Source organism: Marinirhabdus gelatinilytica (genome assembly GCF_003353425.1).
In the GTDB taxonomy this organism is placed as follows: domain Bacteria; phylum Bacteroidota; class Bacteroidia; order Flavobacteriales; family Flavobacteriaceae; genus Marinirhabdus; species Marinirhabdus gelatinilytica.
On the sequence record NZ_QRAO01000002.1, the window covers coordinates 103,527 to 125,169 of the forward strand.

Consider the following 21,643-nt stretch of genomic DNA (forward strand, 5'->3'; position numbering starts at 1 on the left):
ACCAGCCACTAACAAGTTCTCGATATAAATTTTTCTCATTTCAGTCGAAAAACCCACTCGAACAGACGAATTACAATTGCTTTCAATAATTAACATACAAATCTCCTAAATAGGCATCAGGGAACTGAGGGTCGTTAAGCTGTAGCACATAAAAGTATACCCCAACAGGCACTACCTTGTCCTGTTGTAGGATTCCAGTATTCGGAATCCCGTCCCAGAGTCCATCTTCATTACCCCCTTCGTAGATAAGGTTGCCGTGGCGACTGTAAATCTTTAAGTTGAAGTCTGGAAACACATCGAGTAAAAACTGGATTTTGAATACATCATTAAGCCCGTCTCCATTGGGGGACATACCCTCCGGAATGGTAGGTTCGCAATTTTCGGTTTCCAGCAGGAAAGAAGCAATGGTAAAACAGATTTCATTTTCCAAACGCACAAATATCTCTTGAGGATCGCTGGTGTTTGTGTACAGTTCAGGGTCTAATATTGGGTTAATGTTTGCAATAGCATCTTCTTCCGAAGTGAAATAGGTAATGGTATCATTGTTATTTGTAGAGATTAACTCTTCATTCTCTGTTAGGTCAAATTGCGCCATGTCGTTGCCTTGGTCACATTCCAGTATATCTGGCAAGGGGCCAATGGGCGGGATTTCTCCAAAGGTCACATCAATTTCAAACGTATTGTTGGTGTCATCCAGTTCAAACACAACACCGTTGCCTGTCCCATCGTCGTCCACCACGAGCAATAGTGTAAACGTGTTGGGTACATTGGGAGACAGGGTGAGCACCAAGACCCCTGGCTCACTACCACCTTCGGGGATTTCATTTTCAGTTTCGGCCTGTGCCACCAGTGTGCCGTCTAAATAAAATGCAATGGGAGTATTTGCGGGTAATGGTGCCGTACCCAGAGTGTTGAATACCGTATACATAATAGTGAGGTCTCTTTGGCGGCAAGCATTGAGATTGTTGGTAATGGCAATGGTAGCGTCCGGCAGGGGGCACACTGTTATCTCTATCATAAAGCTACCTATGCTAAAACAATCTGGATTGGAGGCACGTACCCAAATGGTCTGTGGGTTTTCAATATTTTCGTAGTCTCCAGGATTGGGGATAGGGTCTATGTCGTTCTGTGCATCGTCTTCAGTTAAGTGAAAAGTAATGGTATCTGCATCGGTTACATTCTCGGTTGCTTCTGTTAGGTCAAACGTTTCGGTGCCCACTACATCGCACTGCTCTAGGTCCTCAAGGTTTGAAACGTCTGGGAACACTTTCAAGCTTACCTCTACCGTAAAGCCATTGTTGGTCTCATCCAGTTCGTTTACAATACCTACACCGCCACCAGTGTCGTCCACAAAAGCACTTAATAAAAAATCGGCGGGAATGGCTTCCGGAATGGTGAGATCTATCGTACCACTTTCCGATCCATCAATAGGCAGTACCATTGTAGTGGCTGCTTGCCCTACCAAACTGGAATTTGCATAAAACGCAATGGGCGTGTTTGCAGGAAGTTCCCCCGTACTGTTCACGTTAAAAACGGTATAGTCTACCGTAATGTCACGGTCGCCACAATCGTCGGCTCCTGTAACTTCGTCAATCATAATAGTGGCATCTGGTAATTCTACGTTAAGTACTGTGATAATATTATTTATCATCACCAAATCCTGCCCGGAGGTCACTTGTATATCTGCCGTGGTGTCACCAGGGTTTATGTTGTTTTCAATGCTGTACACATCAAGATCCATATTATACAAAACATTGGATCCTGTAAAAGAATTCGTCCCGTTAAACTGATTGTCCGATGGATTTAGCGGTGGGTTGCTCAAAATATTTCCATTAATGGATAGGGTTTCGTTTACGGCAATACCTTGATCTCCCTCCCAGGCCAAAAACCCGATCTTGGCACCGGTATTGTCCAGTACGTTCAAGTCCTCCAAGAGGATGTTTATCTGCGGATTTGAGGCCGAAACCCCTTCCAGTCCATCAAACAAGATTATTTGGTTGAGGGGTAGGGAAGCGTCTTCATAAATAACATACATAGCCCAACCCCCAAAATTGGTCCCCGTGCCGCCATTGGCAGAACAAAAAGGAATGATGTCCTCCGTGAGGTCGAGTTCAGAAAGGGTATAGGTTCCATTGAGGGTGGCAGCCACGATACTGGTTACATCTGCATAGGCAGCAAAATAGTTGTAGGTGGTGGTTCCGTTATCAAAAATATAACTGAAATTCCTTTCAGAAATAATAGGGTTTCCGTTAAGCGCCACCTCAAAATCACCCTCGCCAGATCCTGCCCAATACAAGGCGGCCGCTACTACCGTTTGTCCCGGTTGCAGGGTGAGGTCTGCGCTGCTTTCAGTCAATATTTCACAAGGGGCATTTCCATTGTTTTCAGCAAGGTTGAGGGTGTTTCCAAGTCCTGTGTAATCGAAACGCCCGTTAAATTGTTGAAACTGCCCGATTTCTTGAGCTGTTGCAACACAGGTAATGAGTAATAAAATGGAAAGAAGGTAGCGGTTTTTCATACTGAAGGATTGGTAGCTAAATATAAGGAATATTTAGTACCCAATGCGCCCATAGCCTTACAGTTTACGATAATTTATAAATCGCGACGTTTCAAGATTACGTAGCTCCAGTAAACAAACAATAGCGTCCAAATGCTCACGATTAGGATGGGCATAAACCCAACCTCGTAGGTTTTGGTAAATTCTTCGCCCAATTGGTTGGCGGCAGACTGTACGGCGCCCAGTCGCGAAAAGGGTTCTTTTATGAGATCGGACATAGCGTCCAATGGGAAAAAATTGTATACGGTTTCAAAAAGATTTACTTCAGTCTTTACTCGAATGTACTGGAAGAGTATCGCTACCAAACCTTCAAAAATTTGCCAAATTACCAGGAAACCAATAGCGAATGCCGAACGTTTTACCCAAATACCCAAAAACATACAGAACGAAAAGAACCCGACCAGTTTAATGAAGTATGCGAACAAATATTCTAGGTCGCTGAAAATAATACCCATTTCCTTATAATCTGAAAACACCAAGCCCAAGATCATCGAGACTATAAAAACAAATACGGTTGAAACTATTGCAAACAGAACGACCGTAAGGAATTTTGAGATGATAAACTCTCTCTTGCTCAAACCATCAATTAAATTTTGTTTGAGCGTTCGGTAGCTGTACTCATTGCTCATCATGGAAACAATCACGATGGCCAAGAATATCTTGAGTATTGCCGCGATATAGGTGTTGAAATGCCAGATGTACGGAAAGTTGAAAATTCCTTGATCTGCTATCCTGAAATTGACGTTCGCAAAATCGAATTCAATAGAAGCAATGGCCGAGATAAAGAGTATGAGCGAGAAATACACGATCGATATTACTTTTACCGAACGGTTGTATCGTAGTTTTTGAAGTTCTATGGAGAGTAGTCGTAACATAGTGGTTAGTTGAGGTTTTTGGTGATTTCTAGGAACTGTTCTTCAAGGCTTTCTTTACGTTTTACCAAGTGCGACAGGGCTATTCCCTTGGCGTGCATCTGCCTGTTGAATTCTGAGGCATCCATAGGTTCATTTAAATACGCAACCAAATTTTCGCCTTCTTCCTTTATGGTCCCAAAAGCTGGGTTTGTGGAAAGCTCGGCCTGCAATTGCTGTTTGTTGGCAGCGCTCACCACAAAAAAGCCGTGGCTGGCGTTCATCCCCTCAACACTTCCGCTATAAAGACTAACCCCTTTCCTGAGAATTACTACGTGGGTACACACCTTTTCTACTTCATCCAAGAGGTGCGAGGCCAACAGGATAGTTGTTCCTTGGCTGGCTATCACCTTTATTATCTCACGTATTTGGTGTATTCCCTGCGGGTCCAGACCGTTGGTGGGTTCGTCCAGAATCAAGATTTCAGGATCGTTCAATAATGCCGAGGCTATGGCAAGGCGTTGTTTCATCCCCAGGGAAAATGTACTGAACTTACTGTGCTTACGCTCGTAAAGTTCGACCACTTTAAGCTTTTCGTCTATTTTTGAGGTGTCTACACCCTTGATCTTACATACGAGTTCCAGATTCTGGGCCGCGGTCATGTACGGGTAAAAGTTGGGGCGTTCAATTATGGCACCTACTTTTTTCAATGCCTCGTGTGTAGATTCGGTTCCGTTGAACCAGCTATAATCGCCGCTGGTTTTATTTACAACATTAAGTACAATGCCAAGTGTAGTGGACTTCCCGCTTCCGTTGGGCCCCAAGATTCCGTAAACGTTCCCTTTCTCAATACTGAAAGAGAGATTGTTCACGGCGGTAATGGGACCAAATTTTTTGGTGAGATTGTTTAAGGTAAGGATTGTTTCCAAGTGAATGGTTTTTGGAGATTAGCTAAAAGTATGACGAACGAGGAGGCAATTTGTTACAATTATATATCTCCCAAATTTCAAGCTCCAAACCCCAAAAAAGAAACCTGTCTTTTTTGAGATTATACAAAAGCACAACCTTTCTCAGGATTTCTGCTCTTTGTTGAAATACACCAAGTAATAGTACATCTGCTTTTCCTCATCCCAGCCTTTTTCAACGAATTTTTCGGCACTCTCGGGGTTTATGAAATCCATCTTTATCTGGATGTTGGTATCCAGGTTGATCACGTTCTTTATTTTTTTCCGTGCTGCCGAAACTGCTGTATTTGCAATGGGGAAAGTGGTTACGTCCTCGATTTTGTACTTAGGGGCCTGTTCGGTTTTGTAGTGCTTGAATTCTGGGATAAGGTCTGGGTTGTCCAAAACCTCGTTCACAAAAAGGCTTTCCTCAAAATTATCGTTCTTGGCAAAATGGTTCACCGCACGGTTCATAAATAGTACTTCTTGCTGCTTGTCCTCGGCGGGTAGTACTACGTCTTTTGCAAAATCTTGACAGAATTTCAGATACTTTTTTGTGTAAAAATTATCGTCTGCCAATGCCTCGACCCCTAGAAAACTTTCCAACCAATAGCGGGCATCGTAGCGGTTACTGTCTACCGAAAGTATTTTGTATCCCTCTTCCTTACTCTTGTTGAAAATGATAGCTCCTTTGTCCAGCTTGTTCAAGTTTACACCCTGTTGCAACACGGCATCCAACTGGTTCTCGCTTTCTGAAAATTGAAGAAAATCCTGTTTCAGTTCAGATTTAAAGATTCCTATAGCATCCACTTTTTCATTATCCAGCTGAAGATTTTCCATATATGCGATATATACTTCACCACTTTTAATATGTGGGTGCATGGACTGGTCAAAAAGGTATCTCGCTACTTTCTTGCTCTGCTCGTGGATGGTGTCCGGATTGGCAAATCCTTCTGAGACTATATTGAACAAATCGTGGAACTCGAGATCTGCCTCGTGCTGAAAGTTGAAGTAGTTCTCTTCCTTGTCCCGAAACGGTTTCAGGAAAAACTCCTTGAGCAAAGGTGTTATCTCGTCGTCCATCTCGTAGGGCGAAGCTGATAGGAAAATACCTTCGTTGCGACTTTTGTTGCCTACACGGTGAATGGAAAGGGAGGCTATATGGGTGTTATATAGGTTTATCATGGAAAGGTTAAAGGCTTACAGCCTAGGGTTTAATTTAATACTACGGGTTGTCTTGACTCAATTCCAGTTTTCATCAAAATCCAGATTGTCGTAATCATCGGCGTCCAGGCCGTATTCGTCGTCTTCGTCAAAATCGTCCTCGCCGTCTATCTTTTCAGCAATAAATTCCTTTTCGGGAGCTTGAGCAGGAATCTCACCGTGGGAATACATCAAGTTGGGGTAGGGCATCCCGGGTTCGGGTTCGGTGATTTCAGCAAGCTCAACCATAAAGGTCCACATATTCAAGAAATCGTACACATACAAAAGCCTGGGTTGTTTTTCCCACACGGTATCCTCTAAAATGGTCTCGCTCATGGTGCGTACGGTATCGCCACCCTCGCTCATATCGAAAAGGGCAATCTCCTCACCCTGTTCCCATAGTTCGTTGCTCACGTAAAACGATGCCATTTCCTGCCCGTCAAACCCGAAAGCTTGGGTAATGGCGTTGTGGAAATCTTCCATGGTGCTAGAGGCTTCTATTTCAATATCCCTGAACACATCTTCTTGCGTATCCAGAATAGCTCTAAATCTATAAATCATCTCCTAGAATTTTGGAGTGCAAAGATAAGGGATTGCCACTAAACCAAAGAGAGAAGAAACAGCCGATTTAAAATAAAAACACCACCCAATTATAGCTCCGCCACAACTTGGTTGGCTAGCAAATCCTCGAAGATTTCCCTTTTACGTATCAGGTGTGCCTTTCCTTTGTACCATAACACTTCGGCAGGACGGTAGCGGCTATTGTAATTGCTCGCCATGGAGAAACAATAAGCTCCTGCGTTGCTAAAGGCAAGGATGTCGCCTTCGGTAATCTCGGCGATACGACGGTTGTTCGCAAAGGTATCGGTTTCACAAATATATCCCACTACACTATAAAAGCGGTCCCTGCCATGTGGATTGCTTATGTTCTCAATCTCATGCTGGGCGTTGTAGAGCATTGGGCGTATTAAATGGTTAAAGCCGCTATCTACTTGGGCAAATACAGTAGATGTGGTTTGTTTTACCACGTTTACCGCTACCAAAAATTTTCCGGACTCACTTACCAAAAACTTACCGGGCTCAAAGGCAAGGGTAAGTTCTTTTCCATAATCGGCGCAAAATTCGTTGAAGCGCTTGGTGAGCTTTTCACCCATTTCTTCCACATTGGTTTCAATGTCGCCTTGCTTGTAGGGTACCTTGAAACCACTACCAAAGTCTATAAACTCTAGGTTGTCGAAATGTTTGGCCGTTTCAAATAAGATTTCCGAGGCATACAAGAACACGTCAATATCTAAAATGTCGCTCCCCGTATGCATATGTACACCGTTAATGTGCATCCCAGTATTTTTTACGATACGCTGTATGTGCGGGAGTTGGTGTATGGAAATACCAAACTTGCTATCTATATGCCCCACCGAAATATTGGTGTTGCCACCCGCCATCACATGCGGGTTTATCCTTATGCATACAGGTGTTTTAGGGTATAGCGTTCCAAATTGTTCGAGGATAGAGAGATTGTCAATATTTATTTGCACTCCCAGCTCTCTAGCTTTTTCAAGCTCCTTCAACGAAACACCGTTTGGGGTGTAAATAATGTCCTGTGCCGCTACACCAGCTTCCAGGGCCAGCCGTACTTCTTGGATGGAAACAGTGTCCATTCCGCAGCCAAAGCTGTTCAGTAATTTCAATACCGAAATGTTAGAGAGGGCCTTCACGGCATAATTAAACTTCACCTGTTTCACACCCTTAAAAGCCTTTTGCAAGCGTTTGTATTGTGCTTCCATGGTTGAAGCGTTGTACACATACACAGGGCTACCAAACTCCTGCGCTACTGCTAAAAGGTCTTGGTGTGTCATTTTTTCTGAAATTTAAGTTGTTTTAAAATTTAAGTTGGTAAAAATAGAACCTGTTGCATAGCTGATTCTTAAAGTTTTTATAAAGTTTGGAATATTGGGTGTTTTCTTACATCCAAACCAAGGTCTTTAAGCACTTTTGCTTTAGGATTTTGTACCTTTGCACCTTTATTTACCGAAGCAGAACGCTCACTAACATATAATTTTAAAACCGAAGAAATGCAAGAAGGAATCTACGCAAAGATTACAACCGAAAAAGGAGAAATACTAGGAGAATTGTATCACAAAAGAACCCCGGGAACAGTGGGTAACTTTGTGGCACTGGCCGAAGGAAACCTGGAAAATGAAGCAAAGCCACAAGGCACACCGTACTACGACGGATTGAAATTTCACCGTGTAATCCCAGATTTTATGATTCAGGGAGGTGACCCACAGGGTACAGGAGCTGGAGGACCGGGATATAGGTTTGACGATGAGTTCCACCCGGAATTGCGCCACGATGGGCCAGGGATGTTCTCTATGGCAAATGCAGGACCGAGTACCAACGGGAGCCAATTTTTTATCACTCACGTAGAGACTCCTTGGTTGGACAACAAGCACACCGTGTTTGGGAAGGTGGTTGAGGGACAGGACGTGGTAGATAGCGTTGCGCAAGGCGATACCATGCAAAAGGTTGAGATTATAAGAGTAGGCGAAGAAGCACAAGCTTGGAACGCTGTCGAGAATTTCAGAAAATTCAATGGAGCCAAAGAAGAGCGCGAGGCAGCTGCCAAGAAAGCCCAAGAAGAGCTGTTAACCAGTATTTCTGAAGGCTTTGAAGAAACCGAGAGCGGTCTTCGCTACCAGATCATCCAAAAAGGGGATGGAGCCAAAGCCGAAAAAGGAAACACAGTGGCCGTACATTACAAAGGTATGTTTGCAGATGGGGGCGTGTTCGATTCGTCCTATAAAAGAGGTAACCCAATTGAGTTCCCAGTGGGAATGGGCAATGTAATTGCAGGTTGGGACGAAGGTATCCAGCTTTTGCAAGTGGGCGACAAGGCTCGTTTTGTAATCCCAAGCCACTTAGGTTATGGTGCACAAGGAGCCGGTGGAGTAATTCCTCCCAACGCTACCTTGGTCTTTGATGTAGAATTGGTGGACGTGAAGAAATAGTGCACAACTTGTTAAGAACAATTTAAACAGAACGCTCTGGGAAACTGGAGCGTTTTTTAGTTTTGTTGTATGAACATAGAAGCACTACAATATCCCATCGGAACATTTAAAAAACCTGAAAACATTTCAGAAAAAGATATTCAGGAAGCCATCACCATTCTTGAGATCTTTCCAGAGCAGTTACGTTTGCTCACGGCACATCTGCCCGAAGATACGTTAAAACAACCCTACAGACCCGAAGGCTGGACCATAAGACAACTTATCCACCACATAGCCGATAGTCACCACCACAGCTATACGCGCCTAAAATGGACACTTACCGAAGATACCCCAGCTATTAAGGGCTACAATGAAAAAGATTGGGCGGCATTGGGAGATAGCACAACCATGCCTATTGCGTGGTCGCTTACACACGTAGAGGCATTGCACTATAAAATGACATACTTACTGAAATCGTTGACAACCGAACAGTGGGAGCGTACCTACCAACATCCTGACAAGGAAGAACCCACAACGTTGAAGGAGCATACCTTGATCTATGCTTGGCATAGTATGCACCATTTTGCACATATCAAAAATGCATTGGACCGCATGGACTAATCTATTACCAGATATGTATTGATGTAAGTTGATATCTTGTCCTGTAAATCTTGGTTATCTGCCTCACTCCAGTCGTTACCGTGGCCTCCTTCATAGACAGAAAAAATATGCTCTATATTGTTTTGGGTGAGCGCTGTATCCAAGCTTTCACCATTGGACAAGGGGACTAATGGGTCAACAGTTCCGTAGAAAAGGAGTGCAGGGCTGCTGCTGGCTGAAACCTGTTTTGCGGGACTTATGGCCTCGGCTAGATTGGTACCGTTTGGATACTGGGATGCATCTACCAAGAAATTCAATGCTAGTTGAAACTGCGGGTCATTTACATAAAAAGGATCCGTAAAATCTGATGGGCCTACAATATCTGCTACAAACTTTACCTGGTCTGTACTGTCGTATACAAAATCGTACATCAAAGAGAGGTGGGCTCCGGCACTCACGCCTATCATCCCAAATTCTGGTTTAATCTGTAACGTTTCCCGCTCATTGGTAAGTTTATCGATCGCGGCTTTAAGATCCAAAAACTGATTGGGAAAAGCTGGCGTGTTGGGCAGTGCTGCCAATACATAATTAATATTTACAATGGCGTGGTTGGGGTGCGTGCCCTCCAAAAGAGTTACTGTAGCGGTCATATCAGCTTTGTCGCCAGAGGTCCAACCACCCCCGTGTACCAAAAGGAGAACCTTTGTTTTTTCGGCAGTGCGGCCTTCGGGTAAATAGATATCGTACGCTTGTTGTGGACTGCTTCCGTAGGAAACATTTAGCATAGTTTCGGCTGCTAGCGGAGTTTCATTTTGTGGCTCCGTTGTGTTTTCATCTGAAGAGCATCCCGAAACAGCTAGTATCAATATGCTGAAAAAATATAGTGGATGTATAATCATTTTCATCTTGAACGGTTTAGTAGGGTAACGTAAAATACTGGATTTTATGTTAACAAATTGTTATTCGGCGGCGTTTTTGTTTCATTTCAGTTTATATTAAAACAAAAAATGATACAGAAAGGAACCAAGGTACAATGGAAGTGGGGCAATGGCACCGCAACCGGAAAAGTGATTGAAACCTATACCAAAGAAACAACCAAGACCATAAAAGGTAATAAGGTTACCCGAAAGGGGGAAGAAGGGAACAAAGCACTCTATATTGAACAGGAAGGTGGTGATAAGGTCCTAAAATCCGAAAGTGAAGTCACTAGGACGGATTGAACCGTGGCTAGTTCTTTTAGGATATTCCAATCTAAATAAAACACACCAAAACGCTACAAAGATATTTGTGATTTGGGTTTTGTTTTATTGGGATTTCTAAGTCGCTTGGCGTATCTTTAGTCTACTAATATAACAACTATGGCACAATTCATAAAAATTTACGAAGACAACCCCAACCCGAAGGACATAAAAAAAGTGGTGGATGTACTTAAAGATGGCGGTTTGGTAATTTACCCGAGCGATACCGTTTATGCCTTGGGGTGCGACATTACGAATAACAGGGCATTGGAGCGGGTAGCACATCTTAAGGGTGTGAAGCTGGAAAAGGCCAATTTTTCCTTTGTGTGCGAGGACCTTAGTAATTTAAGTGATTATGTGAAACAAATAGATTCGGCTACCTTTAAATTGTTGAAACGTGCACTTCCGGGGCCTTACACCTTTATCCTACCTGGCAACAACAATTTACCTACTGTTTTCAAAAAGAAGAAAGAAGTGGGTATACGCGTGCCGGACAATTCCATAGCTAGGGCCATTGTGAGCCAATTGGGAAATCCTATAATTTCTACTTCCATAAAAGATGAGGACGAAGTGATAGAGTACACCACAGACCCTGAGCTAATCTTGGAAAAGTGGGGGAAGTTGGTTGATGTAGTGATAGACGGTGGTTATGGAGGTAATGTAGCTTCAACGGTTATCGATCTTACTGGGAGCGAACCCGAACTGATACGGGAGGGAAAAGGGAGCCTTGAGATTTAAATCGCTCTTAACACTTTCAGTTAAAATAGATATAATCTCCCTCATATGTTTCATTCTGAATGTTTTGTGAAGTATCTTCATGTCCATAATCAATAAAAAAAGCTATGAACTATTTTGCAACAACTTCACAAGAAAAAACAAAGTCCATCAATTTGTACTACGAGGATTTCGGCGAAGGCCTACCCGTACTATTGATACACGGTTGGCCATTGAGCGGACAAATGTTCGAATACCAAAAACAGGCCATTATAGATGCAGGTTTTAGATGTATTACGTACGACAGGAGAGGCTTCGGGAGAAGCGACAAACCTTATGCTGGCTATGATTACGATACCATGGCGCAGGACTTACGTGATTTGATAGACCATTTGCGTTTAAACAATGTTACCCTTATTGGATTCTCTATGGGAGGCGGTAAAGTAGCACGTTATGTAGGAAAGTACGGTACCGATAAACTTTCAAAAGTGGTTTTTCTTAGCTCCATTGCACCGTTTATGTTAAAAACCGATGATAACCCAGATGGGGTGCCCGCCGAAACTTTTGAAGAATTCAAGGACGCTATAAAGAGCGACCGCCTAGGTTTCTTGGGAGACTTCGGTAAAAATTTCGTGAATTACGACGATAACAAGGATAAAATAAGCGATAAGCAAGTCCATTTTAATTGGAACATTGCATCACACGCTTCACCCAAAGCAACATTGGATTGTATCGATGCCTTCGGAAAAACAGATCTACGGGAAGATGTAAAGAAAATTGATATTCCTTGCTTGTTCGTCCACGGAGATGCAGATCGAGTTGTACCTATAGATCCCACCGCAAAACAAGGGCATTCGTTAGTTAATGATAGTAAACTAGAGGTGATTAAAGATGCTCCACATGGTTGTGTTTTCACACATACCGAAAAGGTGAACGATATATTGGTTAGCTTCTTAAAAAGTTAACCCTTTTAAATTTCCGCAAAAAAAATCCCGACAATTTTTGTCGGGATTTTTTAGTTTTTAATGGTGTCCTTTTATTGACCACCTTCTTGGCTCAACTCTTCCATAGAGTTTTCAACCATTTCGTAGAACTGGTCTATCTTAGGCAGTACATAAATTTTTGTTCTTCGGTTTATAGAGCGGTTCTCGGCAGTGTCGTTAGATACCTTTGGTATAAACTCTCCACGGCCCGCAGCAATAAGTTGCGAAGGATTGACTCCAAGATTAACAAGCTCTCGTACAATTGCTGTAGAACGCTTCACACTCAAGTCCCAGTTGTCCAATAAGGGTCCGCTTTTGTAAGGTACATTATCTGTATGTCCTTCAACCAAAGCTTCAAAATCTGGTTTGTCGTTTATTACCGTGGCCACTTTTCCTAGTATTTCAGAGGCACGGTTTGTAATTTGGTAGCTACCGCTCTTAAAGAGTACTTTATCGCTCAAGGAGATAAAGACCACACCTTTCTCTACATTAATCTCAATATCTTCATCGTCTAGACCAACTTCTTTTTTCAAGCTGGTTACCAAGGCAAGTGTTACACTATCCTTACGGGTAAGGGCATCCTGTAGTCTACGTATGGTAAGGTCCTTTTCTTGAAGGCTCTCTAGGGATTTCTCAAGATTTTCAGCACCTTTTTTGGTCAAATCGGTAAAGTCGCCCACCTGTCTTATCAGGTCGCTATTGGTAGCGTTGAGGGAAGCAACTTGGCTTTTTAGGCTTTCATTCTGCGCTCTCAAACCCGACCGCTCTTCCAAACAATCGTTCAGTTTCACAGTTGCGGTATTCAAAAGATCCTGAGTCTTTTGCTGTTTGTCTTCCAACTCTGCATATTTCTTTTTAGAAACACAAGAAGTAAAAAACAAACCAGAACAAAGGGCCAACACAATTAGTTTTTTCATTGTTTTATTTTTTAAGTTGAATTATTGTAAATGTTTTAACATTAAATCGATTACCAAAATTAAAAAATGAAACACGACCATTACTAGGATTAACAATACTTTAAGTAAAAACAACTAAAGGTTTGGGTATTTCTTTTTACTTAAGAAGAAATACTGCCAAACTATCGAGGAAACCTGATAATACCGAAGGTTTGAAGCCCATTTTTTACGTTTTTGAAGAAACTTTGGCAACAATCCATAAAAGCTGAAATGCGCCCTTAGGATCGCAAAAAAATGCGAAAATTTGCCCTGTATTATAAACTGAAATCCTGCGATGCCATCCCAAAGCATTCGCTTAAAGATACACCACCACACCTTACTGCCCTTTACGTTTTTAACCAGTGCCAGGAGCGTGTTTCTAAAATTGTAAAATGTTTTTTGGGGATTTGCAGCTCCCAGAGTGGCTCCCCCCACGTGATATACCGAAGCACTCCCTACATATTTAATAACGCCTCCCAGACTTCGCATACGCCAGCAAAGATCAATTTCTTCCTGGTGCGCAAAAAAATCCTCGTCAAATCCTCCCACTTGTTTAAAGGCGTGATTGGTTACAAAAAGACACGCTCCCGTTGCCCAGAAAATTTCAGTAATATCGTTGTATTGATTTGTGTCTTTCTCAATGGTACTGAAAATTCTGCCACGACAGTAGGGGTAGCCCAGCTTGTCTATAAACCCACCGGCCGCACCGGCATACTCAAACTTAGACTTATCTTTAAAGTCGAGAATCTTGGGCTGCGCCGCAACCAATCTATCATCGCTTTTAAATGCTGAAAGTACTGGTTGCAACCAGTTTTTGGTGACTTCAACATCGCTATTGAGTAGTACAAATATATCTTCGGAAAGATTTGCTAAGGCGTCGTTATAACCCTTAGCGTATCCGCCATTTTCAGTATTTCGAATTACCTGAACCGTAGGGAAATTAGCAGAAACATACACAACAGAATCGTCTGTAGATGCATTGTCGGCTACATATACCGTTGCTTCCTGGGAAAACTGCACCACGGATGGGAGAAACTGCTCCAAGAGTGCTTTTCCGTTCCAGTTTAAAATGATTACTGCTGTTGTCAATTGATATTTTTATAGTTGATTGTTTTGAGTCCCTGACTGCCGGTAGGTTAGCGGTAGTTTCAGTTTTTTTAATGTTTCACTAAAGTTCCAATGCTCAAACCTTAGAGGTTGCCAGTACATCTGCTTAAGAAACCTGTGAGGTTACTCCAGCACTAAAACCCACAAGGAGGTCTCGTGCCTCGACAACACCTTTTGGGTTTTTGCTGCGAGCGAAGTATCCTACCAACCACCCGCTACCAACCCCATTTACATTTCATCCCCAAAGAAAATTGCATTCATCAACAATTTGTTGGTTCCGTACCAGAAGGCCCTAAAATTCGTGTTATCGGTAAAATAGACCACTCGCCCACGGCCCAGTCTTTCGGTTTTAAAGGGAACGGTGTTTTTAAGTTCCTCTAAATTGGGTTTTGAGATATAGCCTGCCAGCAATGGGCTTTCTGTATATTGAATTGGGTTGTTGTAACTGTTATCGTCCGCTTCTACAAATAACGTGGTGTTTCTGAACATAGGTAATGTAGTATTGCTATATCCAAAGGCAATGGGGTGGGAGCGGTCCAACTTTGCTTCAAAAATAGCACCTCCAATTACTTGTGCTCCAAAATAGTCCCTTCGTTGTTCAAAAGAGATAGCTTTTGCCGTGTCCTGCTTTTTCTTGAAACTCAATTTTAGGAATTCGTTTTTTTCAAGAAAACGGCCTGCGTTGCGATAACCAATAAGAGTACCGCCGGCTTTCACCCAATCTTTCAACGTTTCGGTATCGTCTTTATCCAAAGCACTGCCCCAGGTTGCGGGCAGGATAATATCGGTATAACGGTTCAGGTCCATCCGGCCAAAATTCTTGGTGTCCAGCTTGGTAATCATCATATCGTATCGGGTGTCAAAAAGATGCCATATTTCCCCTGCGTCGTATGGATTGACTCCTTCACCTACCAAAATGGCAACCTTAGGTTCTTCAATCGCCCTAAATTGCCCGCTTCCTAAGTCTATGCCCTTGGTGAGACCTGTTTGTACGCCAGTGATTGTCACACCTGTTTGTTTGCTTACATCTGCCAGAAATTGATTGAGTTCACTCCCTTGTAATTTTTGGTTTTGTACCGGAATAAGAACGGTTCCGTAGTCGTATTCTTTATTCTCTAAGCTGAAAGGACTCATTCCTACTTTGGCCCTAAGCCCTTCTTGTAGTATTATGTTGAGGGCTTTTGGGCTGTAATACTCATGCCACTCCATTAAATACCCGTAATTAGAATTATTGGGAGCGTTAGGGGTTTTCAATTTTAAGTCGGTCACTTGGGAACCAGCTTGGCTCAAGGCTACATCTTCGGAATAATCTAGATTGAACGCCAATGGGAACGTCCAAGCCGAAATATCGTAGAATAGACTGTCCTGAAACGTAGTACGCTTTTCGAACATTGCATTTACCAATCGAGATTGGCGTTGATTTTTCGGGATGATATAGCTGAATCCTTTTTTATAGGTTTTACCATCTTTTGTGAAATTGTTTTTCACTTCGTGGAATTTCACTTTGTGCCGTTGTAGGATCTCAGCAAGGGCGTTCACCTTTCCAGCATCTTTTTCATCGCCAAAAACAATGGCGCCAGTACTTGCTTCATTCCTGGCATCGTTAAAAAATTGACGTTGATAGTCTAAAATTTCGGCACGCATTCCCACGGCAGCTTCAAGCGTAGATAATGCAGCAGTGAATTGGTTACGGATGGTAAACGGAAAGGTCAATATGCCATTATCGCTCTCTTGTGCGTGCCCGCGAGAAGAGGCCTGCTCGAAAAGAATGCCTATCCCTCCGTTTATGTCCGGGAAGGTACTTCCTTTTCCGTAATAGAAATCGTCAAAATTTTCTTCGGTATAGTAAAAGCTGCCTATTTTGTCCAGTGCCTTGGCGTGGTAGTTCCCAATCTTGCCTGTGAGTTCTTGATTCAATTTTGGCGTTAAGGGGTGTGTCCTTGAAGGAATCCCTGGCTGGAAGAAGAAACTGGAATTGGTGCCCATCTCGTGATGGTCGGTCAATATATTGGGGTACCATTCGTGAAAGGTCTCTATGCGTGCACGACTTTCAGGAAGTTGCACGGGAAGCCAATCGCGGTTCATATCGAACCAATAGTGGTTGGTACGACCGCCAGGCCAAACTTCGTCATATTCACGGTCGTACGGGTCTGGATTTATATTTTGGCTCTTGTGCATATTTGCCCAATAGGAAAATCGTTGCAAACCATCTGGATTGAGCGAGGGATCGAATAGAATAACCGTATGGTCTAACAGTTCGTCAATCTTTGGTCCTTGTGCGGCCGCAAGGTAATAGGCTACGGCCAAAGCTGCGTTAGAGCCACTGGGTTCGTTTCCGTGGATTGAAAACCCTTGATATACCACAATGGGCATAGTCGAGGTGTTTAAAGAGTTACTGCCGCTCTCAGTCAGGGCCACATGGTTTTGCCTAATGTTATCTATATTGTTATGGTTTGCTGGCGAGGTAATGATGAGCAATTGCAGTGGGCGCCCCTCAAAGGTGGTGCCCCTGTCCTCCAGGGTAATACGGTCGCTGGCATCGGCAAGCGCTTTCATATAATAAGAGAGCTTGTCGTGTGTGATGTGCCAATCGCCAACTTCGTGGCCTATGGCACTTTTAGGGGTGGGGACGGCTGGATTATATGTTACATCCTCTGGGAGGTAGTAGTCCAAATCTACAGTATAATCTTGTGCGACTGTTGTTAGGGTAAGTGTAAAAAGAAATAGTTGCAATAGTTTTTTCATGGTGAAATTTAAAATGTTAGTCCTTGCGTAAGTGATTTAAGCAATATCTTTTTTATATAATTTGTTGATTAAAAAGACACTTCAACTGCGCTCCGTGTAACAAAATACGACAAACAAAAAGGTATAGCCGAAAGTCTACCCGCCGGCAGGCAGGCCCGACCCTCTGGAGCTTTTCTGCGAAAGAGGGTTACGCCACTTTCGTAAAAATAAAAAAACCGTCTCGAATTAGGAGACGGTTTTAGGTAAAATAATAGGGTTGCGATTAAATATCGTCAAAATCAATATCGGTAAAGTTGGAGGGTGCTGGCTCGTCTGCAACGGTTCCTGCTTCTGGAGCACTTTGCGGTCCGCCAACGTTCTCTTCTTTTTTATAATCACTTTGGTGGCGTTCGCTAATCACTTCTTCTCCTTTTTCCTTGATAATATAATCTATCATCTCGCCAACGTGCTCTCTAAACTCTGCAAAATCTTCTTTGTAAAGGTAGATTTTGTGTTTCTTGTAATGGTAAGAACCGTCGTCGTTGGTAAATTTTTTACTTTCGGTAATGGTTAGGTAGTAGTCGCCTGCCTTGGTAGATCGTACATCAAAAAAATAGGTGCGGCGTCCTGCGCGCATTACTTTGCTGTAGATTTCTTCTTTCTCCATCGAATATGAATCGCTCATGATTGTTTTTGTTTTATACGTGTGCCAAAAATCAAAAAAAAAACCAAATAAGCCAAATGAACAGCTACATTTCTTTTTCGGAAAGTTGTTTATTGTAGAGTTCTTTGTAATAACCCTCTTGATTTGTAAGCTCAAGATGAGTGCCTTGCTGAATGATCTTGCCTTCTTCGAGGACGATTATTTTATCGGCATTTTTTGCTGAAGAAACCCTGTGGCTCACGATAATTGTGGTTTTATTGGCCGAAATATCATGCAGGTTTTGAAGTATTTCCTCTTCGGTTTCAGTATCCACTGCAGAGAGGCAATCGTCAAACAAAAGTATCTTGGGATCTTTTATGATGGCACGCGCAATGGAGACCCGTTGTTTTTGTCCACCGCTCAAGGAGATACCACGTTCGCCCAATACGGTGTCGTAACCGTTTGAGAAGCCTACTATGTTTTTATGTACAGCAGCATTCTTTGCTGCTTCCATCACTTCCTTATCGGTGGCTTCCTCTTTCCCGAACTTTATATTGTTCTTAATGCTATCACTAAAAAGAAAGGCATCCTGCGGAACATATCCAATGGCCTCACGTATGTTTTCCAAGTTCCGTTTTGCTATGGGCGTACCGTCTATGGTAAGGGTGCCACGCTGCACATCGTAGAGTCTACCTATAAGTTCCAAGATGGTAGATTTGCCACTTCCCGTATTGCCAACAATTGCTAGGGTCTCTCCAGCTTTTACTGAAAAGGTTACATTTCTTAAAGCCGTGATGTTGGTGTCAGGATAGGTAAAGGTAATGTTGTTGAAAGCGATAGTTCCTTCTACGGTTTCAACCTTGGTCGTTGTGTTTTGTATTGCGGGCACCTCGTTCAGAAATTCGTTGATACGTTTTTGGGAGGCTTCGGCCTGTTGCACCATAGAGCTTACCCAGCCTACAATGGCAACGGGCCACGTAAGCATATTCACGTAGATTAGAAACTCTACAATCGTCCCAAAATCAATTTCGCCATTTATGTATTGGTTTCCGCCAATGTAGATAACCAGTAAATTACTGGCACCAATGAGCAAGATCATAAGCGGGAAGAAAAGTGCCTGCACCCGTGCTAGATCTATATTTTTGTCACGGCTTGTTTCTGCCAGTGTTACAAAACCGTTGTTTATACGGGGTTCTATTCCATAAGCTTTTATTACTGAAATCCCACTAAAACTCTCTTGCGCAAAAGTGGTGAGCCTGGACAAGGTTTGTTGTACTATGGTACTGCGCTTATGTATGGCCTTGCTCAACTTATAAATACAAATAGAAAGCACTGGGAGTGGCGCAATTACATACAGTGTGAGCATTGGGGCTTTATAGAACATATAAGACAACACCACGATAAAAAGGGTAATTGTAGTAGTGCTGTACATAACTGCGGGGCCAGCATACATGCGTACTTTTCCCACATCTTCACTAATACGGTTCATAAGATCGCCCGTTCTGTTCTGTTTGTAAAAATTAAGCGAAAGTCTTTCGTATTGCTTGAAGACCACGTTCTTTAAATCGAATTCAATATATCGGGATACCACGATAATGGTTTGTCGCATAATGAAGGTAAAAAATGCTGCGAGTAGGGTAGTGCCCAGGATGAGAAGGATGTTTTTTATGAGCTCGGATTTTACGTACTCCAGGTCGGTTACATTCCCGCGGATATATTCGTCAACAATATTCACCGTATCGCCAATAATGATGGGCACGAATAATTTAAAGACAGCCGCTACAATGGTAACCAACAGCCCCAATAGCAACCTTCCCTTATATTTTAAGAAAAACCGGTTAATATATTGTAGTTCTTTCATATAAGTTAAAATTTCTGTCTTATGGATTAGTTATTTAACAACTATTTTTTTTGCGGTTATGTTAATTTAAGAGTACTTTTGCACGTCCTTTTTAAGGATGTCATAAAAAATGAAAATTCTATGGTAACTGACGTAGTAAACACAAAAGATCTAAATAAAATAGCCCCGGTCTTTGGCCAACTTTCTTTCGATAATCATGAACAAGTTGTTTTTTGCAACGACAAAGATACAGGTTTAAAAGCAATAATTGGTATCCACAATACCGTCTTGGGCCCAGCTTTGGGAGGTACAAGAATGTGGCAATATAACAGTGAGTGGGATGCATTGAACGATGTGTTGCGTCTCTCTAGGGGAATGACCTTTAAGAGTGCAATTACGGGTCTTAACCTTGGTGGAGGAAAAGCCGTGATCATTGGTGATGCCAAAACCCAAAAAACACCAGAGCTCATGAAGCGTTTTGGTGAATTTGTACACTCTTTGAGTGGAAGGTACATCACTGCCGAGGACGTAGGGATGGCCACTGCCGATATGGACTTGGTTCGTACCGTTACCCCTTATGTTACAGGTATTTCTGAAGAGATGGGAGGGGCAGGAAACCCATCGCCCATTACGGCCTATGGTGTGTTTATGGGGATGAAAGCTGCAGCTAAGCACGCCTATGGGACCGATGTGCTGGAAGATAAAGTTGTGTACGTAGAGGGTATTGGTAATGTAGGTGAGGCCTTGGTAGAAAATCTTTCCAACGAAGGCGCCAAAGTTTACATTGCAGACATTAACCAAGAACGCTTGGAAGAAGTTCGCGACAAATATAATGTGGATATCTATGGAGGTAGAAATATTTATGCTGAAGAAATGGATATTTACGCACCCTGCGCTTTGGGAGCTACCATAAACGACAATACAATCCATCAATTAAAGGCAAAAGTTGTTGCGGGAGCAGCCAATAACCAACTAGCAGAAGAGTTGAAGCATGGAAAAATGCTACGGGAAAGAGGCATTCTCTATGCCCCAGATTTCTTGATAAATGCCGGAGGAATTATAAACGTATATGCCGAACTGGAGAATTATGGCAAGCAGGAAATCATGCGCAAGACCGAAAACATTTATAATACTACCCTAGAAATTTTGAAAACTGCCGAAGTTAAGGACATCACCACACACCAAGCAGCTTTTGAGATTGCACAGTCCAGGATAGATGCCAGAAAGAACGAAAAATAATTTTTTCGGCTCGATATTATAGTATCTTTGCAGCGCACGAATATAAAATTTGTGCGCTGTATCATTTTCACACCAAAAGTTCTTTATAAATTATGCTAACAAGAAGACATATTAGGGTTAAAGTTTTACAATCTATATATGCTTTCAACCAGACCCAACATGCCGATCTGGACAAGCAGGAAAAATTTCTTTGGTACAGCATAGAGCAAATGCATGACCTTTACGTGCTATTGTTGCAGAGTATGGTTGCCCTTACGGAACATGCGGAGGACTACTTGCTCAAATCCCAAAAAAAACACCTTGCAACAGCTTCTGAAAAAAATCCCAGTAGACGTTTTGTAGATAACAAGGCCGTAGCGCTTTTGGCAAATAACTCCTATCTTCAGGAAATACTGAAAAAGAAAAAGTTGAACTACTGGAAAGAAGACGATGAGTACATAGCCATCCTTTTTAAAAGTCTCATTGAAAAAGACTGGTATACCGACTATCTTTCTAAAAAACAAACCTCCTTTAAAGAGGACAGGGCTTTTTTGATACAATTGTACAAAGAGGTGATCGCTCCCAATGACAAACTATACGAATATATCGAGGACAAACGTCTTACCTGGGTTGACGATTTCCCCATCGTGAACACGGCCATCGTGAAAATGTTGGGTAAAATCTCTGAAAGTAACACCGCAGCCGTAATACCATCCCTCTATAAAAACGACGACGATAAGGAATTTGCCCTACAGTTGTTGAGAAAAGTTATTTTAAACGAAGAAAAGCTGGCCTCGCACATAGATGGAAAAACACCAAACTGGGACAAGGACCGTATTGCCGAAATAGACTTTACCATCTTGAAAATGGGCATTGCAGAGTTTTTGCACTTCCCTTCCATTCCCGTACGGGTCTCCATTAACGAGTATCTGGAAATCTCGAAAGAATACAGCACCCCCAAGAGCAGTATCTTCATAAATGGCATACTGGATAAACTGGTAAAGGAATTTTCAGAAAAGAAGACCTTAAATAAAATAGGGCGCGGCTTGCAGTAAGTGCAAAAAAATGGTTATTTTTAGCCCTTGAAATTTTCAAATAA

The 21,643-nt window shown here is 42.5% G+C and carries 19 protein-coding genes; 7 read left to right on the forward strand and 12 right to left on the reverse strand.

Annotated elements, in window-relative coordinates; translation table 11 throughout:
* Positions 1 to 82 precede the first annotated feature (82 nt).
* From C8D94_RS06525 to lysA, 6 genes are all read right to left on the reverse strand, one after another.
* Positions 83 to 2,518, reverse strand: coding sequence for a T9SS type B sorting domain-containing protein (locus tag C8D94_RS06525; RefSeq protein ID WP_115123134.1), 2,436 nt, complete (start codon positions 2,516 to 2,518; stop codon positions 83 to 85).
* Positions 2,519 to 2,592: 74 nt separating this feature from the next.
* A complete protein-coding gene (locus C8D94_RS06530) occupies positions 2,593 to 3,432 on the reverse strand; it encodes an ABC transporter permease (protein ID WP_115123135.1) in 840 nt (279 codons plus the stop codon).
* Positions 3,433 to 3,437: 5 nt separating this feature from the next.
* Entirely contained in the window at positions 3,438 to 4,337 is a 900-nt protein-coding gene (locus C8D94_RS06535) for an ABC transporter ATP-binding protein (RefSeq protein ID WP_115123136.1), read from the reverse strand.
* A gap of 141 nt (positions 4,338 to 4,478) precedes the next feature.
* The gene (locus C8D94_RS06540; protein WP_115123137.1) at positions 4,479 to 5,537 is read right to left on the reverse strand and encodes a nucleoid-associated protein; all 1,059 of its coding nucleotides are present in this window, start codon (positions 5,535 to 5,537) and stop codon (positions 4,479 to 4,481) included.
* A 57-nt stretch (positions 5,538 to 5,594) separates the two neighbouring features.
* Complete coding sequence (locus C8D94_RS06545) at positions 5,595 to 6,116, reverse strand: IS1096 element passenger TnpR family protein (protein ID WP_115123138.1); 522 nt, start codon at positions 6,114 to 6,116, stop codon at positions 5,595 to 5,597.
* Positions 6,117 to 6,205: 89 nt separating this feature from the next.
* On the reverse strand, positions 6,206 to 7,411 hold the full coding sequence (gene lysA, locus C8D94_RS06550) for a diaminopimelate decarboxylase (RefSeq protein WP_115123139.1): 1,206 nt from the start codon (positions 7,409 to 7,411) through the stop codon (positions 6,206 to 6,208).
* A gap of 216 nt (positions 7,412 to 7,627) precedes the next feature.
* Between lysA and C8D94_RS06555 the strand changes: the two genes are divergently transcribed.
* Both C8D94_RS06555 and C8D94_RS06560 read left to right on the forward strand, forming a co-directional pair.
* On the forward strand, positions 7,628 to 8,563 hold the full coding sequence (locus C8D94_RS06555) for a peptidylprolyl isomerase (RefSeq protein ID WP_115123140.1): 936 nt from the start codon (positions 7,628 to 7,630) through the stop codon (positions 8,561 to 8,563).
* A 69-nt stretch (positions 8,564 to 8,632) separates the two neighbouring features.
* Complete coding sequence (locus C8D94_RS06560) at positions 8,633 to 9,163, forward strand: YfiT family bacillithiol transferase (RefSeq protein ID WP_115123141.1); 531 nt, start codon at positions 8,633 to 8,635, stop codon at positions 9,161 to 9,163.
* Here the strand turns inward: C8D94_RS06560 and C8D94_RS06565 are convergent.
* Entirely contained in the window at positions 9,160 to 10,047 is an 888-nt protein-coding gene (locus tag C8D94_RS06565; protein ID WP_115123142.1) for an alpha/beta hydrolase, read from the reverse strand. The genes C8D94_RS06560 and C8D94_RS06565 overlap by 4 nt on opposite strands.
* A gap of 102 nt (positions 10,048 to 10,149) precedes the next feature.
* Between C8D94_RS06565 and C8D94_RS06570 the strand changes: the two genes are divergently transcribed.
* The 3 genes from C8D94_RS06570 (at position 10,150) to C8D94_RS06580 (ending at position 12,059) form a co-directional block, all read left to right on the forward strand.
* Positions 10,150 to 10,362 carry a hypervirulence associated TUDOR domain-containing protein gene (locus tag C8D94_RS06570; protein ID WP_115123143.1) on the forward strand — a complete coding sequence of 71 codons (213 nt, stop codon included), beginning with the start codon at positions 10,150 to 10,152 and terminating at the stop codon, positions 10,360 to 10,362.
* Between the two features lie 138 nt (positions 10,363 to 10,500).
* A complete protein-coding gene (locus C8D94_RS06575; protein ID WP_115123144.1) occupies positions 10,501 to 11,118 on the forward strand; it encodes an L-threonylcarbamoyladenylate synthase in 618 nt (205 codons plus the stop codon).
* Between the two features lie 104 nt (positions 11,119 to 11,222).
* On the forward strand, positions 11,223 to 12,059 hold the full coding sequence (locus C8D94_RS06580; RefSeq protein WP_115123145.1) for an alpha/beta fold hydrolase: 837 nt from the start codon (positions 11,223 to 11,225) through the stop codon (positions 12,057 to 12,059).
* Positions 12,060 to 12,130: 71 nt separating this feature from the next.
* On the opposite strand, the gene C8D94_RS06585 is transcribed toward C8D94_RS06580, so the two are convergent.
* The 5 genes from C8D94_RS06585 to C8D94_RS06605 form a co-directional block, all read right to left on the reverse strand.
* Positions 12,131 to 12,994 (reverse strand): OmpA/MotB family protein, encoded by an 864-nt coding sequence (locus tag C8D94_RS06585; protein ID WP_115123146.1) that lies wholly within the window; start codon positions 12,992 to 12,994, stop codon positions 12,131 to 12,133.
* 114 nt (positions 12,995 to 13,108) lie between these two features.
* Complete coding sequence (locus C8D94_RS06590) at positions 13,109 to 14,101, reverse strand: glycosyltransferase family 2 protein (RefSeq protein ID WP_115123147.1); 993 nt, start codon at positions 14,099 to 14,101, stop codon at positions 13,109 to 13,111.
* Between the two features lie 246 nt (positions 14,102 to 14,347).
* Positions 14,348 to 16,864, reverse strand: coding sequence for a M14 family zinc carboxypeptidase (locus C8D94_RS06595; RefSeq protein WP_115123148.1), 2,517 nt, complete (start codon positions 16,862 to 16,864; stop codon positions 14,348 to 14,350).
* A 262-nt stretch (positions 16,865 to 17,126) separates the two neighbouring features.
* Entirely contained in the window at positions 17,127 to 17,528 is a 402-nt protein-coding gene (locus C8D94_RS06600; protein ID WP_115123149.1) for a PUR family DNA/RNA-binding protein, read from the reverse strand.
* Positions 17,529 to 17,592: 64 nt separating this feature from the next.
* Positions 17,593 to 19,347: an ABC transporter ATP-binding protein gene (locus C8D94_RS06605; protein ID WP_115123150.1), complete on the reverse strand. Its 1,755-nt coding sequence runs from the start codon at positions 19,345 to 19,347 to the stop codon at positions 17,593 to 17,595.
* A gap of 120 nt (positions 19,348 to 19,467) precedes the next feature.
* Here C8D94_RS06605 and C8D94_RS06610 point away from each other — a divergent pair, with 120 nt between their 5' ends.
* Positions 19,468 to 20,565 (forward strand): Glu/Leu/Phe/Val family dehydrogenase, encoded by a 1,098-nt coding sequence (locus C8D94_RS06610; protein WP_115123588.1) that lies wholly within the window; start codon positions 19,468 to 19,470, stop codon positions 20,563 to 20,565.
* Positions 20,566 to 20,657: 92 nt separating this feature from the next.
* Entirely contained in the window at positions 20,658 to 21,599 is a 942-nt protein-coding gene (nusB, locus tag C8D94_RS06615; protein WP_115123151.1) for a transcription antitermination factor NusB, read from the forward strand.
* Positions 21,600 to 21,643: the final 44 nt, after the last annotated feature.